The following is an 18,385-nucleotide window of genomic DNA, read 5'->3' as shown; positions in this document are numbered from 1 at the left end:
CTGCACCGGTCAACATCGCGTTGACCCAATGTTCGTGCAGTCGATCACGGGGATCCCAAGTCATGTCCGCACCACCGCCGCCCTATCAGAACCAGCCGCCGCAGCAGCCGTACGGGTACGCGCCGCCGGCGCAGCCGCCGTACGGGCAGCAGCCCGGGTACGGCCAGCAGCCGCCCTACGGCCAGCAGCCCGGGTACGGGCAGCAACCGCCGTACGGTGGTCAGCAGCCGGCGCCGCCGCAGCCGTCGCAGCGCGGCCCGCAGCGCCCGCAGCAGCCGCAGCGGAGGAGCCCGGTGCACTCGCTGCTCTCGATCGCCATCATCGTGGCGGTCCTCGGCGGCGGCGCGTGGTACGTCTGGAAGTACAACACCGACCCCAACGGCGGCAAGGCCAAGGCGCAGGCCTCGCAGTCGGCGCGGGCCGAGGAGGACAAGAAGCACGACCCGAAGATCGGCGACTGCGTCAAGGTCCAGGACCCGCAGGGCGACCCCCTGCCGGAGATCGTCGACTGCAAGTCCGCCGAGGCCCAGTACAAGACGGCCGACAAGCTGTACGGCCCCGACAAGTCCTGCGGGTCGAAGTTCGACTACGGCATCAAGTACTCGATCAGCCGGGGCACCGACTACACCCTCTGCTTCACCAAGGTCTGACCAGCGCGTTCCTCGGCGAGGTGGTGTCTATCCTGCCTCCTCCGTGCCGGCGCCGGTCCTGGTGCCGGTGCCGGCCTTGGGGACCACCGCGACCGGGCAGCGGGCCCGGTGCAGGACCTCGCCGGCCACCGAGCCGAGGAGCAGCCTGGCCAGCGCCGAGCGTTGGTGGGTGCCGACGACCAGTAGCGCGGCGTCCGCCCCGGCGGCCAGCAGGGCCGAGGTGGCGTTGGTGTGTGCGACGCGGACGCGGACTGTCAGGCCGGGGTGCCGTTCGCGGACCTGCGCGGCCTCCGCCTCCAGGAACTGCCGTTCGGCCCGGACGATCTCGCCCTGGTCGGTCTGCCCGGGCGGTGCCATGCCGGGGGGCAGCACCTGGGGGTGGAAGTCCGCGTGCACGATCTCCAGCGGCGCCCCGCGCGCCCCGGCCTCGGTGCAGGCGAACTCCAGCGCGTCGAGTGAGTCCTCGGGCAGGTCGAATCCGACCACCACGGGCGCGTCCCGCTCGGCCGGAGCGGGTCGCACGACGACCACCGGGCAGCGGGCGTTGGTGGCGACCTGGAGGGCGACCGACCCCAGCGGGAGCCTGGGGAAGCCGCCGTGGCCACGGTGGCCGAGCACGATCATCGCGCCTTCGCCGGACCGGGTGACCAGTACGGACGCGGGCTTCCCCGGCTCGGTGTGCTCCGCGACGTCCAGGCCGGGGAACTCGGCGCGGACCAGCGCGCTGTACGGCGCGAGGACACCGGCGCCCGCCTGCTCCGGTAGGCCCCCCTCCGCCGGAGCCGGGGCCCGCTCGGTCCGGTCGACGACGTGCAGCAGCCGCAGCGCCGTCCGGTGCAGCTGAGCCTCCCGGGCCGCGAATCGGACGATGTCGCCCACGCCGCCACCCTGCGTCCCGGGATCCACGCCGACCAGCACCGGCGGACCGTGACCCCCGTGCCCGTTCATCTCATCACCCACTCGGATCACCCACTCGGAGCACCATCCTCCCGGACCCGTCGGACCCGGCCAGGGCACCGGGGTCGGTCCGTCCTGTCCTGCTGCTGTCCGTCCCGGGTGGTCGGGCATCCCATCCAGGATTCCTCCCGCCGACAGCCGGCGCCCGGTGAAAGGCGCTCGCATCGGCCGGCGCGAGGACGGGCGGGCCGTACGCGCCGTCGGTGCGGGCGTTGCCCGCGACAGGTCTCCGTCGGGTGGCTGGTCGGAGGGGAGTCGGCGCGGGTGATGGCCGCGCGTGACGCCGTGCAGGTCACCGTGCGGCACGGCCGGCCGAGGGCACCCTCCGGGGACCCGGCCGGCGCCATGGCCGGTGCAGGCGGCCGAGCCGAGCAGCGCCACCGCAGCGACGGCGGCAGCCAGTGCCGCGCGGGCGGCCAGCGGCCTCATCGGGAGCCCGCCGTCGGACGGCTGAGCTCGGCGAGCAGGTCGGGTGCGGGCAGCGGCAACTGAGCGGGATCGACGGACAAACGCAGCTGCGGAACCGGTACGTCAGTGCCGGTGGCCCGGGCTCCCGTGGGCGGCGGGTCTCACCCGGCCGGCAGATGGCGGGCCGGCCCCGCTCAGCGCTTCGCGAACCGCTCGAAGGCCCCGTACAGGGCGGCCCGCATGGTGGCGCTTCCCTTGTGTCCCGCGTCGTCGACGACCACCAGTTCCGCCCCGGGCCAGGCGCGGGCGAGCTCCCAGGCCGTCTCGAGCGGCCCGCTCATGTCCAGGCGGCCGTGGATCAGCACGCCGGGGATGCCCGCCAGGCGCCCCGCGTCGCGGATCAACTGGCCCTCCTCCAGCCAGGCGGCGTGGGCGAAGTAGTGTGCGCAGATCCGGACGAACGCCAGCAGGGCCACCGGCGGCCGGTCGCCGTAGGGGTTCGGCGCGCCGTCGGGCTCCGCGGACAGGACGGCGTCCTCCCAGGCGGCCCAGCTGACGGCGGCCCGGCTCCGGACGTCCGGGTCCGGGTGCTCCATCAGCCGCGCGTATGCCGCGACGAGGTCGCCGTCGCGGTCCTCCGGGGGCAGCGCATCCCGGAAGCGCTCCCACGCCTCGGGGAAGAACCGTCCGACGCCCCGGTAGAGCCAGTCGATCTCGTGCCGGCGGGTGCTGGTGACGGCCACCAGGACGATCTCCGAGACCCGCTCGGGGTACCGCTGGGCGTAGGCCAGGCTGAGCGTCGAGCCCCAGGAACCGCCGAACAGCAGCCAGCGCTCGACGCCGAGGTGCTCGCGCAGCCGCTCCATGTCGGCGATCAGGTGCTCGGTGGTGTTGAGCGTCATGTCGGTGGTGGGATCGGCGGCGTGCGGCGTGCTCCGGCCGCACCCGCGCTGGTCGAAGAGGATGATCCGGTAGCGCTCGGGGTCGAAGGACCTGCGGGGGCCGCTCGTGCACCCCGAGCCGGGGCCGCCGTGGACGACGAGTGCGGGCTTGCCCTCGGGGTTGCCGCAGGCCTCCCAGTAGACGAGGTTCCCGTCGCCGGTGTCGAGCATGCCGTGCGTGTACGGTTCGATCGGCGGATAGGGGGCGCCCATGGCCTGACTCTCCTTCGACTCGCGCCGGGTCCGTCCTGAACTCGGGAGCGGGCCATGCTACCCGGGGCCGTCAGGGCTCGCCGGGGGATCGAGCAGCCAGGTCACCGGGCGGGCCGGGGCCGGGGCGTCGCGGCAGGACGCGCCGGTGCCGACGGTGTCGCGCGGCAGGCGGGTGAGAGCGGCGGCGATCGCCGGGCGCGCTCCGGGAACGGGCCGCACGGCACCGTGTGGGCGGTGCCGTGCGGCCCCTCGGCACGAGGTGGTCAGGTCCTTCGCCGACGGAGGATCACGGGTCGGGACCGTCCGGCCGAGCCGGGTGTCAGTGCTGCGCGGAGCGGGAGCGCCGGCGCATCACCAGGACGCCGCCCGCCCCGATCAGGGCCACGCCGGCGAGGGCGGCGAGGCCGACATCGGCGCCGGTGGAGGCCAGGGTGTCCGAGCTCACCGGGGTGGTTGCGGCGGTGGACGGACCGGCGGAGGGGGAGCGCGCGGCGTCGACGTTCGCAGCGGTGGAGGCAGCCGTCGACGGCGTCGGCTTGGCGGTCGGCTGCGGCGACACCCCGGCCGAGGCAGTGGAGGTCGGCGCCCCGGTCGCGGTCGGCGAGGTGGTGGCGCTCGGGGCCGTCGTCGTGCTCGGGGACGCCGTCGGCGACGCGGTGGTGCTCGGCTTCGTGGTGGGAGCCGGGCTCGACGCGGTCGGGCTGGGGGGCACCGCGGTGGCCGGGCAGGTGTGGGAGAGGTTGAACCACTTCACCTCGCCGCCCTTGACCTCGGCGGTCGCCGAGGTGAGCTTCGCGCCCGGTGCGGAGGCGACGTACGCGTGCTTGGTGGTGGGCGGCCCGAACGTGGTGACGACCTGCGGCGCGCCGTTGTCGAAGGCGACCGTGAGCTTCACGAAGTCCGTGCTGTTGCCGGGAAGAACGAAGTGCCAGCCGTCCTGGTCGGCACCGATCCCCCCGCACTTCGCCTCGTGCTCGGCGAACCCGGTGGCCGTGATCGGGGGGTTCTGGTGGATGCCGACCGTGTAGGTGCCGCCGGCGGTGGCGAAGGCGGACGACGTGGCGGGAACGAGCGCGAGGCAGGCTGCCGCCGCCGCGGTGAGAGCGGCTCTGGTGGTGAAGGATCTGTGCATGGCTACCGTTCACTGTCTTGGGTAGGGGGAGAGACCGGCGCGGCGGCGGGAGCTGACGGGCAGGTCTCACGTTGATAAGCGCCGGGGCCCTCTCCGGTGTCACACCTGAGTGGCAGCTGTGTTCTGCCGGGGCCCCGTCGGCAGTGTGGGCCCGGGGCGCGGGCCGCTTCGGTCGACGTCGCCCGTGCCTAGCTCGCCCCGGGACGGCCGGGTGACCCGCCGCTCCGGTGCGGGTGGTCCCACGCCGCACCGGGGAGCCTGCTGTGGAAGACGACTCCCGGGGTCACTTCCGCCGCCTGGGCCTCCGCGGTCCAGGCCTGGGCGAGTTCGAGGCCCGGCACCGCGGGTGCGGGGGGAGGGGGAGCGGGGGAGCCGGGCGGCACCTGGAGGCTGCCGTAGCGCTCCATCCGCTGCCAGCGCAGCCGGGAGCCGGCGACCGCGGTGAAGACGGACTGGATGACGACCAGGTACATCAGCTGCCGGTAGACGAACTGTTGCAGGGGCAGGCTCCAGAGGGGGCCGACGCGCTCCTCGTCGAGGCGGAAGGCGTACACGCTCATCAGCACCTGGAGCAGGAGGAAGGCGCTCCAGAGGCCGACGATGCGCAGCGGTTCGAGGAAGATCAGGCCGTAGACGGCGAAGACGTCGACCACGGGGGCGAGCAGCGGCAGCAGGACCTGGAACATCAGCAGGTAGAGCAGGCCGCGCCGGCCGAGCTTGCCGGCCTGGCCGCGCTGGGTGAGGGCGCCGCGGTGCTTCCACATGGCCTGGAGGGTGCCGTAGCACCAGCGGTAGCGCTGCTTCCACAGCGCGCCGAGCGAGGCCGGGGCTTCCGTCCAGGCCTTGGCCCGCTCCTCGTAGACGACCCGCCAGCCGCTGCGGCACAGCGCCATCGTGAGGTCGGTGTCCTCGGCGAGGGTGGTGTCGCTGACGCCCCCGATGCGCAGCAGGGCCTCGCGCCGGAAGGCGCCGACGGCGCCGGGGACGGTCGGCATGCACTCGGCGAGGTCGAACAGGCGGCGGTCGAGGTTGAATCCGACCACGTACTCGATGTGCTGCCAGCGGCCGAGCAGGCCCGTGCGGTTGACGACCTTGGCGTTGCCGGAGACCGCGCCGACGCGGCGGTTGGCGAAGGGCTGGACGATCATGCGTACGGCGTCCGGTTCGAAGACGGTGTCGCCGTCGACCATCACGAGCAGGTCGCAGGAGGCGGCGGCGATGCCGGTGTTGAGGGCGGCGGGCTTGCCGGCGTTCGCCTGGCGGATGACTCTGACGCCGGGCAGGCGCAGGGCCTCGACGAGGTCGGCGGTGCCGTCGGTGGAGCCGTCGTCGACGACGATGATCTCGACCGGGTGGTCGGAGGCCAGCAGCGAGCGCACCGCCGCCTCGATGCCGGCGCTCTCGTTGTAGGCGGGGACGATGACGCTGACGGGCTCGGTGACCGGACGGCCCCAGGGCTCTCGGCGCATCCTGACGTGACGACGCGCGGCGACGAGCACCGCGCCGGCGCGCAGCACGCTGATCGCGCCGGCTGCCCACAGCAGCCAGGAGAGCGCGGCGAGGATCCAGTCGCTGGTGCGCAGCGCGGTGATGAGGGCGAGCCCCTGCCAGTGGTCCGCGGCCGTCGCGGGTCGCACGGCGTCGGGCACGCCACTGGCGTCGCCGACCGTGGCGAAGCGGAATCCCGCTGCCTTGAGCTTGGGAATCAGCTGCTCCAGGGCGGCGACGGTCTGGGTGCGGTCGCCGCCGGCGTCGTGCATGAGCAGGATCTCGCCGTCGCTGCCTCGGGGAGTGGCGTTGGCGATGATCCGGTCCACGCCGGGTCGGCGCCAGTCCTCACTGTCCTGCGTGGTCAGGACGGTGAGGTAGCCCTCCTGACCGGCCTGGACGACGGCGCTCCAATCGGCGTCGGTGAGCGCCTGCGCGGTGGAGGAGTAGGGCGGGCGCAGCAGCGGGGTGGTCACGCCGGTGGCGCCGGCGATGGCGAGCTGGCTCTCGCGCAGTTCGAGGGATCGCCGCCAGGGCGATGCGGCGCCGAGGTCGGTGTGGGTGAACGTGTGCAGGCCGATCTGGTGGCCGTCCGCGACGATCCGCCGGGCCAGGTCGGGGTGGGCGGCGACCTGGGTGCCGACGGTGAAGAAGGTCGCGTGGACGTCGTTGCGGCGCAGGATGTCCAGGATCCGGGGGGTCCAGACCGGGTCGGGGCCGTCGTCGAAGGTCAGCGCGATCGTGTGGGCCGCCGGTTCGGCCGTTCGCCCGGCTGCGGCCTCGATGACGGGGCCACCGGAGGCGACCTGTTCGGGGACGGCCCCGGCCGCGCTCTTCGCGCGAGGGGCGCCGTCGGCGGTGCTGTCGAACATGTGCTGGGTGTAGCCCTGGAGCAGCAGCGCGGCCGACAGGGTCAGGACCAGGGTGCTGAGCAGCAGCCAGTGGGTGCGCAGCGGGACGTTGCGGGTGCTGGTGTGTCGGCCGCGGGGGTGGCGGCGGTTCTTCGACAAGGGGGGGCTTTCCTGCCTGTGGCGGTCGGGCGGGTCACGGGCGGGCGGTGGGTTTGCCGCTCTGGCCGGGGGCTGAACCCGCCTTGCCGTGGCCGGCACCGGGGCCGGTGCTGGTGGCGGTCGGTGTCGGCCCGGTGCTCGTGGTCGGCTCGGTGCTCGTGGTCGGGGCGGTGGCAGGCGTCGTGCGCGCGGTGGGACGGGGGACGGTGGCGGATGTGGCCGGGGCCGCGCGGGGTGTGGGGCGGGCGGATCGTGGTGCGGCGGTGGCCACCGTCTCGGCGGAGGTGGGTGAGGGGCTCGGCCCGGTCGCGGGAGCGCCGGCGCGGGGTGCCTGGGCGGAGGGGAGGAACGGTGACTGCACCGTGGGCCCGCCGAGCAGAGTGCTGGCCAGGAGGGCGACATAGGCGCCGGCTGGGACGACCATCACCTGGCCCAGACGGCGAACCCTGCGCTGGCGTCGGCCGGAGGTGTCGACGAAGACCGGGTTCGGCTGGGCAGCCGGCTCCCGGTCCGGCGCGGCGCCGCCCGGCAGGTCGTCCTCGAAGCGCGGGATCGGCACCGTGTCCTCGTGCACGGAATGAGGGTGTGTCGTCATCGCTGGGCAGCCTCTGCGGGTAGCGCGGGTTGGGGCGGAGGGGGTGTCTCATGTCCTTCAGCGTCCGCGCGGTGCCCGGTGTCACTCCCGGAGCGAACCTTCTTCCTCCGACCTCGCTCGGCCCGCGGCGGTCATCGCCCCGGCCGGCCCGCGGGCGGCGCATCCGGAGGTCGTGCCGCCGCCCGGTGACCAGCCGGGTGACCGCCGAGTGACCACTGGCTGAAATGTTATGGACGACTTCTCCGCCCTCGCCTGCGGTTATCGTTGCGCCGCTCCCGGCCCGCCCCCGGTCATAGCCATGCGCGGCAACGGTGCATCGCACGCTCGGATCGCAGTCAGATCGGCAATGTGGCCTTGCCTTCTACGTCTGTACGGTGCCTGTGGCTTGGATCCTTGGTCGACCGAGATATGTCGGCGCGGCCGGGTCGGATACCTATGTGGCCGTCCGCAACGAAATCCGAAGCGTTCCCGGCGTTGACGGCGCCCCGCCGGCCCGCTTCCATGGCGAGCCGGGAGCGACAGGACCCAAGACCGCGAGAACTGTCCGGAGGAGATACCGCTCCCCACTCAGCAGAGCACCGAGGAGCACGCCTCACCGCGTGCCCGAGTCGATCGGAACCGGCCATGACCGACACGCTTGACCCGTCCCCCACAGTCCCGGCGGTGGCGCCCGGCACGAAGGCCGGTGCGCCGAAGCAGCTCGCCCGGTCGCTCGGCGTCGTGGGGGGCACCCTGCTCACGCTGTCGTGCGTGACCCCCGCGTCGTCGCTGTTCGTGATCGTGCCGGAGCTCTTCAGCAGCCTGGGCACGTACACCGCGATGGCCATCGCCATCGGCTCGCTGCTCTGCGTCGCGGTGGCGTTCTGCTACTCGGAGCTCGGCACGCTGATCCCCAGTGCCGGCGGCGAGTACGCCATGGTCGGCACGCTGGCGGGCCGCTTCACCGGCTGGCTGGTGTTCATCCAGTCCCTGATCGTCGTGATGATCGTGCCCTCGCTGATCGCGATCGGTACCGCCGACTACCTGGCGCCGATCGTCGACATTCCGCCGGGGATCGCCGGCGCCGCGGTGATGATCGCGGCCACCGTAGCGGGCCTGCTGGACCTGCGCGCCAACGCGTGGATCACCGGCGTCTTCCTGGTGCTGGAGGTGATCGCCTGCGCGGTCGTCTCCTTCCTCGGCTTCGCGCACAGTGAGCGCGGGGTGAGCAGCCTGCTGCACGGCGCCGTGGGCGACGGGAGCGGCGGCAGCGGCACCGTGGGCCTGGCGGCCGTGCTCGCCGCGATGGGAACCGCGCTGTTCGTCACCCAGGGCTTCTCCACCGCGATCTACCTCTCCGAGGAGCTGGAGAACCCGCGCCGCAACGTCGCCCGTACGGTGCTGTGGACGCTGGGACTCTCCGTGGTGATCATCCTGGTGCCGGTCGCCGCCGTCACGATGGGCGCCCCCGACCTGGACAGCCTGACCGCGGGCAACATCTCCGAGCTGGTGACCGGCTGGTCCGGGACGGCCCTCGGCACCTTCGTCAGTCTCTGCATCGCCCTGGCGATCATCAATGCCGGCATCGTCATGGTCATCCAGAACTCCCGGGTGCTGTACGCCTCGGGCCGGGACAAGGCCTGGCCCGAGCCCGCCAACCGGGCCTTCGGCACCCTCAACCGCTTCAGCGCCCCGTGGATCTCCACCCTCGCGGTCGGCATCCCGGGCGCGGTGCTCTGCTTCGTCCCCCAGGACCTGCTGACCAACATCACCGGGGTCGCCGTCGCCGCGCTCTACCTGCTCGTCGCGGTGGCCGCGCTGTTCTCCCGGCGCGGGCGCCACGGGGACGCCCCGGCGTGGCGGCAGCCGCTCTGGCCGGTGCTGCCGATCGCGCTGATCGTGGTGCTCGGCTACGTCCTGACCCAGCTCGACCACGCCGCCCTGGCCTGGACCGGCGGTATCACCGTCGTCGCCAGCCTGTACTGGGTGCTCTACCTGCGGCCGCGTCAGAACACCCGCTGGGTCATCACCCTGCCCGAGGACCAGCAGGTCTGACCACCGCACGTTCCGGCGGCGGGCCGCGGCGGCCCCGAGTCCCCGACTCGGGGCCGCCGCGCGTCGCCGGGGGCGGCGGCGGGCCGTCACACCTTGTCGGCCGCGATCATCAGGTAGTGGAAGCTGTCCTCCTTGTACGCGGTGAGGAAGGCCTCCTCGATGCCGGTCGCCACCGGGGACTCGGCGCGCAGCTCCCAGTAGGGGATGGTCGCGGCGGTCAGGTCGACGACGCTGATCGGGAGCAGGTCGTTGGCCGCCATGGCCGCGAAGTAGTCACTGCGCGGGTGGATGTCGCAGATATAGTGCGCGTCGATCTGGCTGACGGCCCGGGACGGCTGGCGGCCGTGGACGTCGTTGTAGCAGCCCGTGATGGTGACGTACCGGCCCCCGGGCTTGAGGACGCGGGCGTGCTCCGCGAACAGCTCGTGCAGGTCGACGTACATGGTGCTCTCGTTGTTCCAGATCGCCTGGAACGTGGCGGCGGGGAAGCCGTTGTCGAGCATGTTCCGGAAGTGGAAGGCCACCTGGTCGGCCACGCCGCGCCGGCGCGCCTGCTCGTTGGCGAACCCCACCTGCTTCTCGGAGATCGAGATGCCGTCCGCCCGGCAGCCGAAGCGCAGGTTGGCCAGGAAGCTGGTGCCGCCCCGGCCCGAGCCGGCGTCCAGCACCCGGTCCTGCGGTGTGAGGCGGCCCAGCTGGTCCAGCAGGAACTCGGCCTGGGCGTTCTCCAGCCGGTGCAGTTCCTCGATGATCCGCTCGTCGCGGGCGCTCTCGGGGCCTTCGAGCACCGACCGGTCCACGTCACCGATGCCGTAGTGGTGGTGGAAGGTGCCGGAGACCTCGCCCAGGCGCAGGTTGACGGGGTCCTGCTCCTGGTTCCAGTAGTCGGCCACGGACTTCTGGTACCGGGTGGACAGCACGTCGGTACGGGTGTCGGTCACGGTCATCGCATGGTCCCTAACTCTGGTTGTAACGGGGGCTGCTGGCGTGCCACTCCTTGTTGCCACCGAGCCAGGCCCACAGGCCGCCCAGGTAGCGGGTGAGCACCGGGTCCGCGGTGAGGGTGATCTCGGCCGCGGAGGCCTCGAACGAGTGCACGAGCTCGTTGTGCAGGTCGGCGGAGCGCCGCAGGGCCTCCTGGAGGGAGCAGCCCTCCTCCGCCGCGATCACGGTCGGCAGGTTGTACTCGACGCCCTGGGCGCCGCCCTCCTTGTGCATCGAGTAGACGTCGTTGAGCAGGACGGACGCGAGGGCGGCCTCCAGCGTCGCGCGGCGCACGTCCGGGCGGCCGTAGACGTCGGCGGGCAGCTCGTAGCCGCCGACGGCGTCGACCAGGGCCATGCACGGCAGGAAGCTGTTCATCTGGCGGTTCGCCAGGTACTCCCAGACGGGCGGCGGGCTGCCGCCGATCCGCCAGCCCGCCTCGGCGTCCATGCCGAGGAAGAGCCCGGCGATCTCCTGCCGGAGCCGGTTGATCTGCGAGCCGCTGGCGTACCCGGCGAGGTCGGCCACCGAACGGCGCAGGGCGTTCCACACCGGCTGCCCGGCCATCGCGCGTTCGTACCGGGCGCGGGCGCCACCGGGCAGCTGCGCCGGGTCGATCGCCGACTGGGCGAGCATCAGCTGCGGCCCCAGCCGCTCGGGGTGGTCGCCGGCGGCGGCCTCGTCGCAGAAGTAGTCGTCGACGGCGAACTCCGCGGCCATGCAGCGGGCCGCCGCGAGCAGCCGGTCGGGGTCGTCGGTGTCGGGGTGGGTCAGCATCAGCAGGCGGCCGAAGTCGGCCTGCCGGAACTTCTCCAGCCGGCCGGCGTAGATGCCGACCTCCTCGGCCCAGCGCACCAGACGCTCGTTGACCTCCTCACCCAGGGCGGCGTCGTCGCGCAGGTGGGGCGGGCAGTACAGCTCGGGGACGCCTGCGCCGCGCCCGCGGGCGGGTGCGCCGGGGGCGGTGCGGGTGGCGGTGGGCGGGGCGGGTGTCCGGAGCGGCCCGGTGATCCGGGCCGCCGACGTGCCGAGCCCGGTCGGGCCGGTCGGCAGCGGCCGCCCCGGACGGGCGGCGCTCTGCGAGGGGGGCATCGGTCCTCCTGGGGAGCCGGTCAGGAGCGGGGGGCGGCCAGGTGGACGTTCTCCAGGATGCCGACGGCGTCCTGGACGAGGATCGCCACCGAGTAGTAGGCCGTCACCAGGTAGCGGATGACGGCCTGGTCGTCGATGCCCATGAAGCGGACGTTCAGGCCGGGTTCGTACTCGTCCGGGATGCCCGTCTGGTGCAGCCCGATGACGCCCTGCCGGTCCTCGCCGGTGCGCATCGCGAGGATGGAGGAGACCTGCCCGCCGGTGATCGGGATCTTGCCGCTGGGGAAGATCGGCACCCCCCGCCAGGCGGGGATCCGGTGGCCGTCGACATCGGTGCTGTCGGGGTAGATCCCGCGCTTGTTGCACTCGCGGAAGAACGCCGCGATCGCCTTCGGGTGGGCGAGGAAGAAGTCGGTGCCCCGGCGCATCGACAGCAGGTCGTCCATGTCGTCCGGCGTCGGCGGGCCCGACCAGGTGTTGATCCGCTGGTCGTAGGCCGCGTTGTGGAGCAGGCCGAACTCCCGGTTGTTCAACAGCTCCCACTCCTCGCGTTCCCGGATCTCCTGGATCGTCAGCTTGAGCTGCTGCTCCAGCTGGTTCATCGGGTCGTTGTAGAGGTCGGCGACCCGGGAGTGGACCCGCAGGACGGTCTGGGTGAGCGAGAGCTCGAATTCGCGGGGTGCCAGATCGTAGTCGACGAACGAGCCGGGGATTTCGGCCTCGCCCTCGTGACCGGCCGAGACGGCGATTTCCACCTCGCCCTTGGAATTGACCTTCCGGGACGCGTTGGCGAGGAATGCGTTGATGTGGTCGCGCAGGTCCTCCGAGCGGTTGAACAGGTCGAGGAAGTCCGCCCAGGGGAGCGCCAGGACGGTCCCTGCGGTGTCGGCCCGGACGGTGGCCGTCCAGAGCGGGTCGCTCTGGAGCAGCGCCTCGTCCCCGAGGTGGTCACCGTCCGCGAGGACACCCAGCGTTTCCTGGTCGCCGTACTTCCCGGTGGCGAGCCGCTCGATGCGGCCGTGCGCGACGATGAAGACCTCCTCGATGGGGTGGCCCTCCTCCACGATGACCTCGCCGCTGCGGAAGTCGCGGGCGGTGAACCGCCCGGCGAGTTCCGTGAGCAGGGCGGTGTCACCGAAATCCCGGAGCACGGGAATCTCGCGCAGCGTCTCGGGGATGATCCGCACGTCGTCCGCTCCGGCCTGCACGAAGCCGACCCGGCCGCGGCCGACGGCCAGCGAGAGTCTCCGGTTGACCCGGTAGGTGCCGCCGGACACCTCCACCCACGGCAGCCGGCGCAGCAGCCAGCGCGAGCTGATGCCGCGCATCTGCGGGGCGGACTTGGTGGTCGTCGCGAGGTTCCGCGCGGCGGCGGTACTGAGGCTGAGCTGTTCCCGCTCCCTGTCCCGTTCCCGGGTGGATTCCCTGTCTGCTTCTGTGGTCATTCCACTTCTCCCAGTGGTGTGTCGGGCACGGCTCTTGCGGCCACCGGTGCTACCCGTAGCTGTCTGCGCGTAGCGGTGGAACAACGGTGCGGCCCCTCGCGCAGCACGGTGTGCTGCGGCGAAATGCGTGGCGAAAGGAATGGCGCCGGCACTTCGATTCGATTCCCGGGCCGACCTGCGCCGGCCGGCGTCGGGCAATCGGGGCCGTGCGCAGTCATTGATACCGCTGTGCGGCCGGAGTTCCGCCCGCTTTCGGTCGAAGCTGAACGGAAGTTCGAACCTAATCCGCCAATGCCGAATCCGGCTGGATCACGCGGCCGGGGCCGCCGCCCCGGCCGTCGGGTGCCGCGGTGCGGAGCCGGCACGGATCTTGGACCGGCTTCGGGTCGTGCGTCCTCGAAGCGGTCTCGGCCGGCGGGCGCCGCCACCCGCCCGACGGATCGCCCTTGGCCGGAACCTGACATCGGGCCCCGTCGTCCGCCACCCGCCGGACCGTCCATCGGCGATCAAGGTGGCGGGAATCCGGCCGGTGATCAGCCTTTCCCGGACGTCGTGCGGTATGGCGGTCCCGGCCCCGGCCGTGATCTCGAATCGCGGCCTCCCGGGCAGGCCACGGTGTACCGTGGATCACCGATGACGGCGCGTCAGAACCTGGGGTGGGTATGGGGAGCGGCATTCGCTACCGGGCCGAGCGGATATCGCTGGCCCTGATGGCCACCTCGGGTATCGCGGTCCTGATCGCCGACCTCCTCGGGTGGCTGGACAAGGTGGCTCCCGGCGGCACGCTCCCGAAGATCACGCTGCTCATCCTGAGCACCGTCACCGTGTTCCTCCTGCTGGAGGTCGACCGCCTGAAGGTGCTCGACCACGTCGACGCGCAGCTCTCCAAGCTCGACATCGGCGCTCTCGCGCAGCAGCTCAAGGAGGAGCACTACGGCGGCGTGGTCCAGGTGCACCGCCGCTTCCCCGACGACACCTTCACCGGGTTCGTGGAGGGCGCGAGCAGCGAGGTGGCCATCCTGCAGACCTGGATCCCCAATCTGGACCTGCTCGACGCCGCGTTGCGCAAGGCACTGATCGACCGGCGGGTCCAGCGGATCCGGATCCTGCTGCTGCACCCCTCCTCGCCCGTGGCGCGGCTGCGCGACGAGGCGCTGCGCACCGTACGGGATCCCGCCCTCGACGAGGACGTGAAGGCCAGCGTCGAACGCTCGCTGTCCATCCTGGAGTCTCTCCACCGCGAGGTGCCGCGCGAGGACCGGGCACGGCTCCAGGTGCGGGTGTACAACTCCCTGCCGTCGATCGCCGTCTACAAGGCCGACCAGCACTACCTGGTCAGCTCGTTCCTGCACGGCCAGCTCGCCATCCGCTCGACCCAGACGGAGATCGACGGCAGTGACACTCCCATGGGCCGGCAGGTCCAACGGGAACTGGACATGCTGTGGGAGATCGGCCGCGAGGTCGATCTCGGTGACTGGCGCGCATCGGTCAGCACCATCAACCTGTGATCGAAGGACGAGACATGGCGACCACGCGAGAACTGGACGCGTTCGAGGACGGGCTGATCGAGGGGTTCGCGCAGCACCCGGTCCTGGCGAACATCCGCCTGCTCCCGGACGGCGACTTCGCCGCGGTCCTGCTCCAGCGACGCTTCCTGTCGCTCGCCTTCACCCCTTCCTACGACCTCGCGATCGACCTGCTGAACGACGAGGCCGGGCGGCGGATCGCCCGGGTCATCCTGCGCGAGGAGTACCCGGACAGCAACGGGCATACGCCCTCGCACCGTGAGGACATGACGCACGATCTGCGCCTGCTCGGCATCCCCCGTACGAGCCTGGCCGGGTCGCGGCCGACCGCGGCCACCCAGAAGGCCATCACCGACACCCTCGACCTGATCGCCGAGGCGGGCGCCGAGGACGACGCCGACCTGCGGCTGCTGACGCTGCTGCGCTTCTGGGGCGAGGTGCTGGTCTCCGTCGAGTACGGAAGGCTGTGGGAGCGGATGGAGCCGCTGCTGACGCACGACGGCGGGAACCGCTCGCGCTTCTACTACCCGCACCACCTCCACGACGCCAAGGCGCACCCGCTCGCCGCGGTGTCCCTGCTGTCCACCACCCACTCCGACCGCCTGGCCCTGCGGTTGAGCGAACTCCTCGCCCGCGAGGAGTCCACCGCCGGCTTCCGGGAGACCGAGGAGCGGGCGCTGGAGCTCAAGGTGAGCTTCTACGACCAGTTCCTGCCGGCCCTGGAGCGCGCCCCGGACCCGGTGTAGCCCGGGCTGCTCAGCCCTGGTCCAGGGCCAGGCCGGCGACGTGGTCGGCGATCATGTCGAGGATCTCCGCCGCCCCCTCGCCGCCGAGCACCAGGAGGTTCAGCGTCAGCCCGTCCGTCATCGCGGCCAGGTAGCGCGCCAGCACCTCGGCGGGGATGCGCAGCTCGAAGCCCGCCTCGCGGCGCAGGTGTTCGAGCAGTTCGGTGTAGGCGGCGAGGTACAGCTCGTACTGGCGCCGCGCCAGCTGTTCGAACCCGGGGTGGCGCAGGGCGTACTGGGTGAGTTCGTACGTGAGCATGTGCTCGCCCGGGTTGGCGCCGACGTGGTCCCAGTAGGCCTGGAAGCCGGCCCGGACGGTCTCCCGCAGGGTGGCTCTGGGCCGGATCGCCTCCTTGACCACCGCGACGGAGTGCTCGGTGATCGTGGCGATGACGGATTCCAGCAGGGCCTGCTTGGAGTCGAAGCAGTAGTGGAAGACGCTCAGTGACACGCCCGCCTCGGCGGTGACCGACCGGGTCGTGGTGCCGGCGACACCGTCGCGGGTCATCGCGCGGATCGCGGCCTCGGTCAGCTGCCGGCGCCGGTCGGCCGACGGCATCCGTGTCATGGGGTTCCTCTCGCTCCGGGTGCCCGGCCGCGGACCCGCGGCCGGGCGGACACGAGACCCCGTCAGGTGCTGTGGACGCCGACCTCGTGGAGCGAGTAGCCCCACCTGGTGCCGCGCTGGAGCCCGTGGACCCGGACGTACCTGGCCGGCACGCCCGTGAACCGCGCGGTGTCCAGGCCGCCGTCACCGGTGGTGGTGGACCACACGGACTGCCAGTTCGCGCCGTCGGTGGAGACCTCGATGCGGTAAGCCTTCCCGTAGGCGCGCTCCCAGTCCAGGGTGACGCGCCCGACCAGGGCGGTCGTCCCGAGGTCGATCCGCAGCCACTGGTCGTCACTCCAGTCGCTCGCCCAGCGGGTGCCCGTACTTCCGTCCACGGCCCGGCCGGGCGCGTAGCTGATGAACGGGTTCCACTCCGCGGAGCTCGCCGAGGCGGACGAGCCCGCGGCGAGGTTCACCCCGGCCCGGTGCTGCTCGGACGCCCCCCAGGTGTCGAGGTAGGACTCGGCGCCCCGGAACAGGTCGTCCACCACGCCCTGGCCGCCGACCAGCCGGATGTCCTCCAGCCAGTCCGGGACGAGTCCGTAGTGCGCGGCGCCGTCGGTGTTGAGGTCCCAGGTGCGGTCGCCGGTGGTCTGGCGGTCGATCAGGGAGCCGCCGTCCGCGCTGCGGAAGGGGTAGCGCACCGGGTTCGGGGTGTCCGCACCGCGCGGTCCTGGCCAGCCGCCGACGCCGTTCATGTCGGTGCCGTAGCCGTAGCCGACGTGGTACTTGTCACGCAGCGCGGCCGTGCGCTGCGCCTCCGCGCTGAACCCCTCGGCGCCGTGCATGTACTGGGCGACGAAGCCGTTGAGCCGGTAGACCCGCTCGGTCCAGTCGAGGTCCATCCAGCTGTGCGAGGAGATCACACCCGGGTACGACACGGACTCCAGGATGTCGAAGGCCTGGCCCGCGGCCTTGACGCTCATATGGTCGATCTCCAGCATCATCTTGCGCTGCACCATGCCGCGTACGGCGTACTCGCCGAGCTCGGTGAGGCCGCGGGTGTTGCACTGGGCGTCGGTGGCGTACGAGGGCAGGGCCACGCCCTGCGGCAGTTCCTGCTGCGCGGCCGGCGCCGGCGCGAGACCGATCGGGTTGTCGTGCTGCGGCCCGGCGCACCGCTCGGTCTTCCAGAAGGTGCCGGTCGACAGGAACTGGCCGACGTTGATCGCCGTGCCGAGGGCGCCCTCGTCGAAGCGGACCCCGCACAGCGCGTTGTCGAACTTGTGGCACAGGAACATGCTGCGCACACCGAGCCCGTACAGCTCGTCCAGGCCGCGGTCGATGTCCTGCCTGCTGCACTGCGCGATGTCCAGGATCTGCTTGCAGCCGAACGGCTCGGAGGTCTCCACCCCCAGGACGACGGCCAGCTTGCCCTGTTCGATGACCGAGCGGGCCTGCGCGCTGTCGGTGACGATCCGGAACCATCCCCTGCCCGGCCCGCCGTACATGGTGTCGATGTAGGCCTGCAGCTCGTACGTCTTCTGCGCCTGGAGGCGGATGGAGGTCATCTCGTCGCAGCCGCGGTCCTTGAAGAAGTAGACCGAGCAGATCACGCCGTTGGTGACCAGGTCGTTGACGAGCACCCGCTGGCCGCCGCGCCAGGCGCGTTCGACCCAGGCGTAGTAGCTCTGCTGGTGGGTCAGCGAGTCATGGGCGGGCCAGTCCTTGAACGTCGGCCAGCCGACGGGGTCGTGCTTGCCGTCGCCGCCGTGGGTGATGTAGTCGAAGATCGCGAGCGAGCCGTCGGGGTAGTGCTCCGGGCAGTCCTTGAGGGCGTCCGCGACGCCCTGTCCGGAGAACGGCTTGCCGCAGATGAGCCGGCCGCCGAAGGCCTCGTTGGCCATCAGGTGGGTGTGCGCGTCGATGAAGCCCCGTACGTGGCCCTGCGCGTCGGTGCCCTTGAAGGGCTCGCCGGTGACGTTGATCTGCGAGTCCGGGGCGGGCCGGGCGACCGGGTTCCACCACTGCGTCGCGCCCGCGGCCGGTGCGCCCGGTGCGGGGGCGGCCAGTGCCATGGCCACCAGGGTGAGGAGCAGGGACAGGAGCGTGATGAGCCTGGTTCTGCTGTGCGCGTGCTGGGTCATGGTCACCACTCATGTCTTCGGTGAGCGGATGACGCGGTCGAAGCACCGGACCGTCCGGGGCATGACCGCGCCCGTCCGGCCGACTGTCATGTCCCGCGTACTCGATGTGACGAGAATCTCCACTGTTGGAATGACAGTCAATAGTCCCGGACGGATGACCTGATGAAGCGTCAAGATCCTCTGGAGGTGCCGGCATCCGGTGGTGGCGGCGGGAGCCCCGGGGGGAGCGGGCGTGCCGCCCCGGCCGCCGCGACCCTCCCGTGGGGCACCCCGGGGGCTGATCCCCGGGTCCGGCCCCGCACGTCCCGGGCGGCGGCCGGGGCACCCCGTAGGGGAGTGGTAGGGGTTGTTCGCCCCGGGAGCCGCTTTTAGCGTGGCGCCGGAAATGGTTCTCCGATGAGCTCGGGAGCGTCGCAGGCGGCAGGCGG

14 protein-coding genes are annotated in these 18,385 nt (G+C 72.1%); 4 read left to right on the top strand and 10 right to left on the bottom strand.

Going from position 1 to position 18,385, the window contains the following annotated elements; translation table 11 throughout:
* Positions 1 to 62: 62 nt before the first annotated feature.
* On the top strand, positions 63 to 650 hold the full coding sequence (locus tag ACIBH3_RS27235; protein ID WP_396314719.1) for a hypothetical protein: 588 nt from the start codon (positions 63 to 65) through the stop codon (positions 648 to 650).
* Positions 651 to 677: 27 nt separating this feature from the next.
* On the opposite strand, the gene ACIBH3_RS27230 is transcribed toward ACIBH3_RS27235, so the two are convergent.
* From ACIBH3_RS27230 to ACIBH3_RS27210, 5 genes are all read right to left on the bottom strand, one after another.
* Positions 678 to 1,598 carry a universal stress protein gene (locus ACIBH3_RS27230; RefSeq protein WP_396314718.1) on the bottom strand — a complete coding sequence of 307 codons (921 nt, stop codon included), beginning with the start codon at positions 1,596 to 1,598 and terminating at the stop codon, positions 678 to 680.
* A 611-nt stretch (positions 1,599 to 2,209) separates the two neighbouring features.
* On the bottom strand, positions 2,210 to 3,169 hold the full coding sequence (pip, locus tag ACIBH3_RS27225; RefSeq protein WP_396314717.1) for a prolyl aminopeptidase: 960 nt from the start codon (positions 3,167 to 3,169) through the stop codon (positions 2,210 to 2,212).
* A 319-nt stretch (positions 3,170 to 3,488) separates the two neighbouring features.
* Complete coding sequence (locus tag ACIBH3_RS27220; RefSeq protein ID WP_396314716.1) at positions 3,489 to 4,301, bottom strand: LPXTG cell wall anchor domain-containing protein; 813 nt, start codon at positions 4,299 to 4,301, stop codon at positions 3,489 to 3,491.
* 188 nt (positions 4,302 to 4,489) lie between these two features.
* A complete protein-coding gene (locus ACIBH3_RS27215) occupies positions 4,490 to 6,799 on the bottom strand; it encodes a bifunctional polysaccharide deacetylase/glycosyltransferase family 2 protein (RefSeq protein WP_396314715.1) in 2,310 nt (769 codons plus the stop codon).
* Between the two features lie 34 nt (positions 6,800 to 6,833).
* Complete coding sequence (locus ACIBH3_RS27210; RefSeq protein WP_396314714.1) at positions 6,834 to 7,373, bottom strand: hypothetical protein; 540 nt, start codon at positions 7,371 to 7,373, stop codon at positions 6,834 to 6,836.
* 645 nt (positions 7,374 to 8,018) lie between these two features.
* On the opposite strand from ACIBH3_RS27210, the gene ACIBH3_RS27205 reads away from it, so the two are divergent.
* A complete protein-coding gene (locus ACIBH3_RS27205; protein ID WP_396314713.1) occupies positions 8,019 to 9,428 on the top strand; it encodes an APC family permease in 1,410 nt (469 codons plus the stop codon).
* A gap of 86 nt (positions 9,429 to 9,514) precedes the next feature.
* Here ACIBH3_RS27205 and ACIBH3_RS27200 read toward each other — a convergent pair whose 3' ends face one another.
* The 3 genes from ACIBH3_RS27200 to ACIBH3_RS27190 are packed head-to-tail and all read right to left on the bottom strand — an operon-like array spanning position 9,515 to position 12,949.
* A complete protein-coding gene (locus ACIBH3_RS27200) occupies positions 9,515 to 10,375 on the bottom strand; it encodes a geranyl diphosphate 2-C-methyltransferase (protein ID WP_396314712.1) in 861 nt (286 codons plus the stop codon).
* A 10-nt stretch (positions 10,376 to 10,385) separates the two neighbouring features.
* Positions 10,386 to 11,504, bottom strand: a complete 1,119-nt coding sequence (locus ACIBH3_RS27195; protein WP_396314711.1) for a family 2 encapsulin nanocompartment cargo protein terpene cyclase — start codon at positions 11,502 to 11,504, stop codon at positions 10,386 to 10,388.
* Between the two features lie 20 nt (positions 11,505 to 11,524).
* A complete protein-coding gene (locus ACIBH3_RS27190; protein WP_396314710.1) occupies positions 11,525 to 12,949 on the bottom strand; it encodes a family 2B encapsulin nanocompartment shell protein in 1,425 nt (474 codons plus the stop codon).
* Positions 12,950 to 13,611: 662 nt separating this feature from the next.
* On the opposite strand from ACIBH3_RS27190, the gene ACIBH3_RS27185 reads away from it, so the two are divergent.
* Together ACIBH3_RS27185 and ACIBH3_RS27180 are read left to right on the top strand one after the other, a co-directional pair.
* Positions 13,612 to 14,457: a hypothetical protein gene (locus ACIBH3_RS27185; RefSeq protein ID WP_396314709.1), complete on the top strand. Its 846-nt coding sequence runs from the start codon at positions 13,612 to 13,614 to the stop codon at positions 14,455 to 14,457.
* A 14-nt stretch (positions 14,458 to 14,471) separates the two neighbouring features.
* Positions 14,472 to 15,221, top strand: a complete 750-nt coding sequence (locus tag ACIBH3_RS27180) for a hypothetical protein (protein ID WP_396314708.1) — start codon at positions 14,472 to 14,474, stop codon at positions 15,219 to 15,221.
* Positions 15,222 to 15,231: 10 nt separating this feature from the next.
* Here the strand turns inward: ACIBH3_RS27180 and ACIBH3_RS27175 are convergent, their stop codons facing one another.
* Together ACIBH3_RS27175 and ACIBH3_RS27170 are read right to left on the bottom strand one after the other, a co-directional pair.
* Positions 15,232 to 15,828 (bottom strand): TetR/AcrR family transcriptional regulator, encoded by a 597-nt coding sequence (locus tag ACIBH3_RS27175; protein ID WP_396314707.1) that lies wholly within the window; start codon positions 15,826 to 15,828, stop codon positions 15,232 to 15,234.
* Positions 15,829 to 15,890: 62 nt separating this feature from the next.
* A complete protein-coding gene (locus ACIBH3_RS27170; protein ID WP_396314706.1) occupies positions 15,891 to 17,957 on the bottom strand; it encodes a discoidin domain-containing protein in 2,067 nt (688 codons plus the stop codon).
* Positions 17,958 to 18,385: the final 428 nt, after the last annotated feature.

This window comes from Kitasatospora sp. NPDC050543 (genome assembly GCF_044457565.1).
In the GTDB taxonomy this organism is placed as follows: domain Bacteria; phylum Actinomycetota; class Actinomycetes; order Streptomycetales; family Streptomycetaceae; genus Kitasatospora.
The sequence above is the reverse complement of the archived record's forward strand: the minus strand, read 5'-3'. Positions and strand labels throughout refer to the sequence as shown.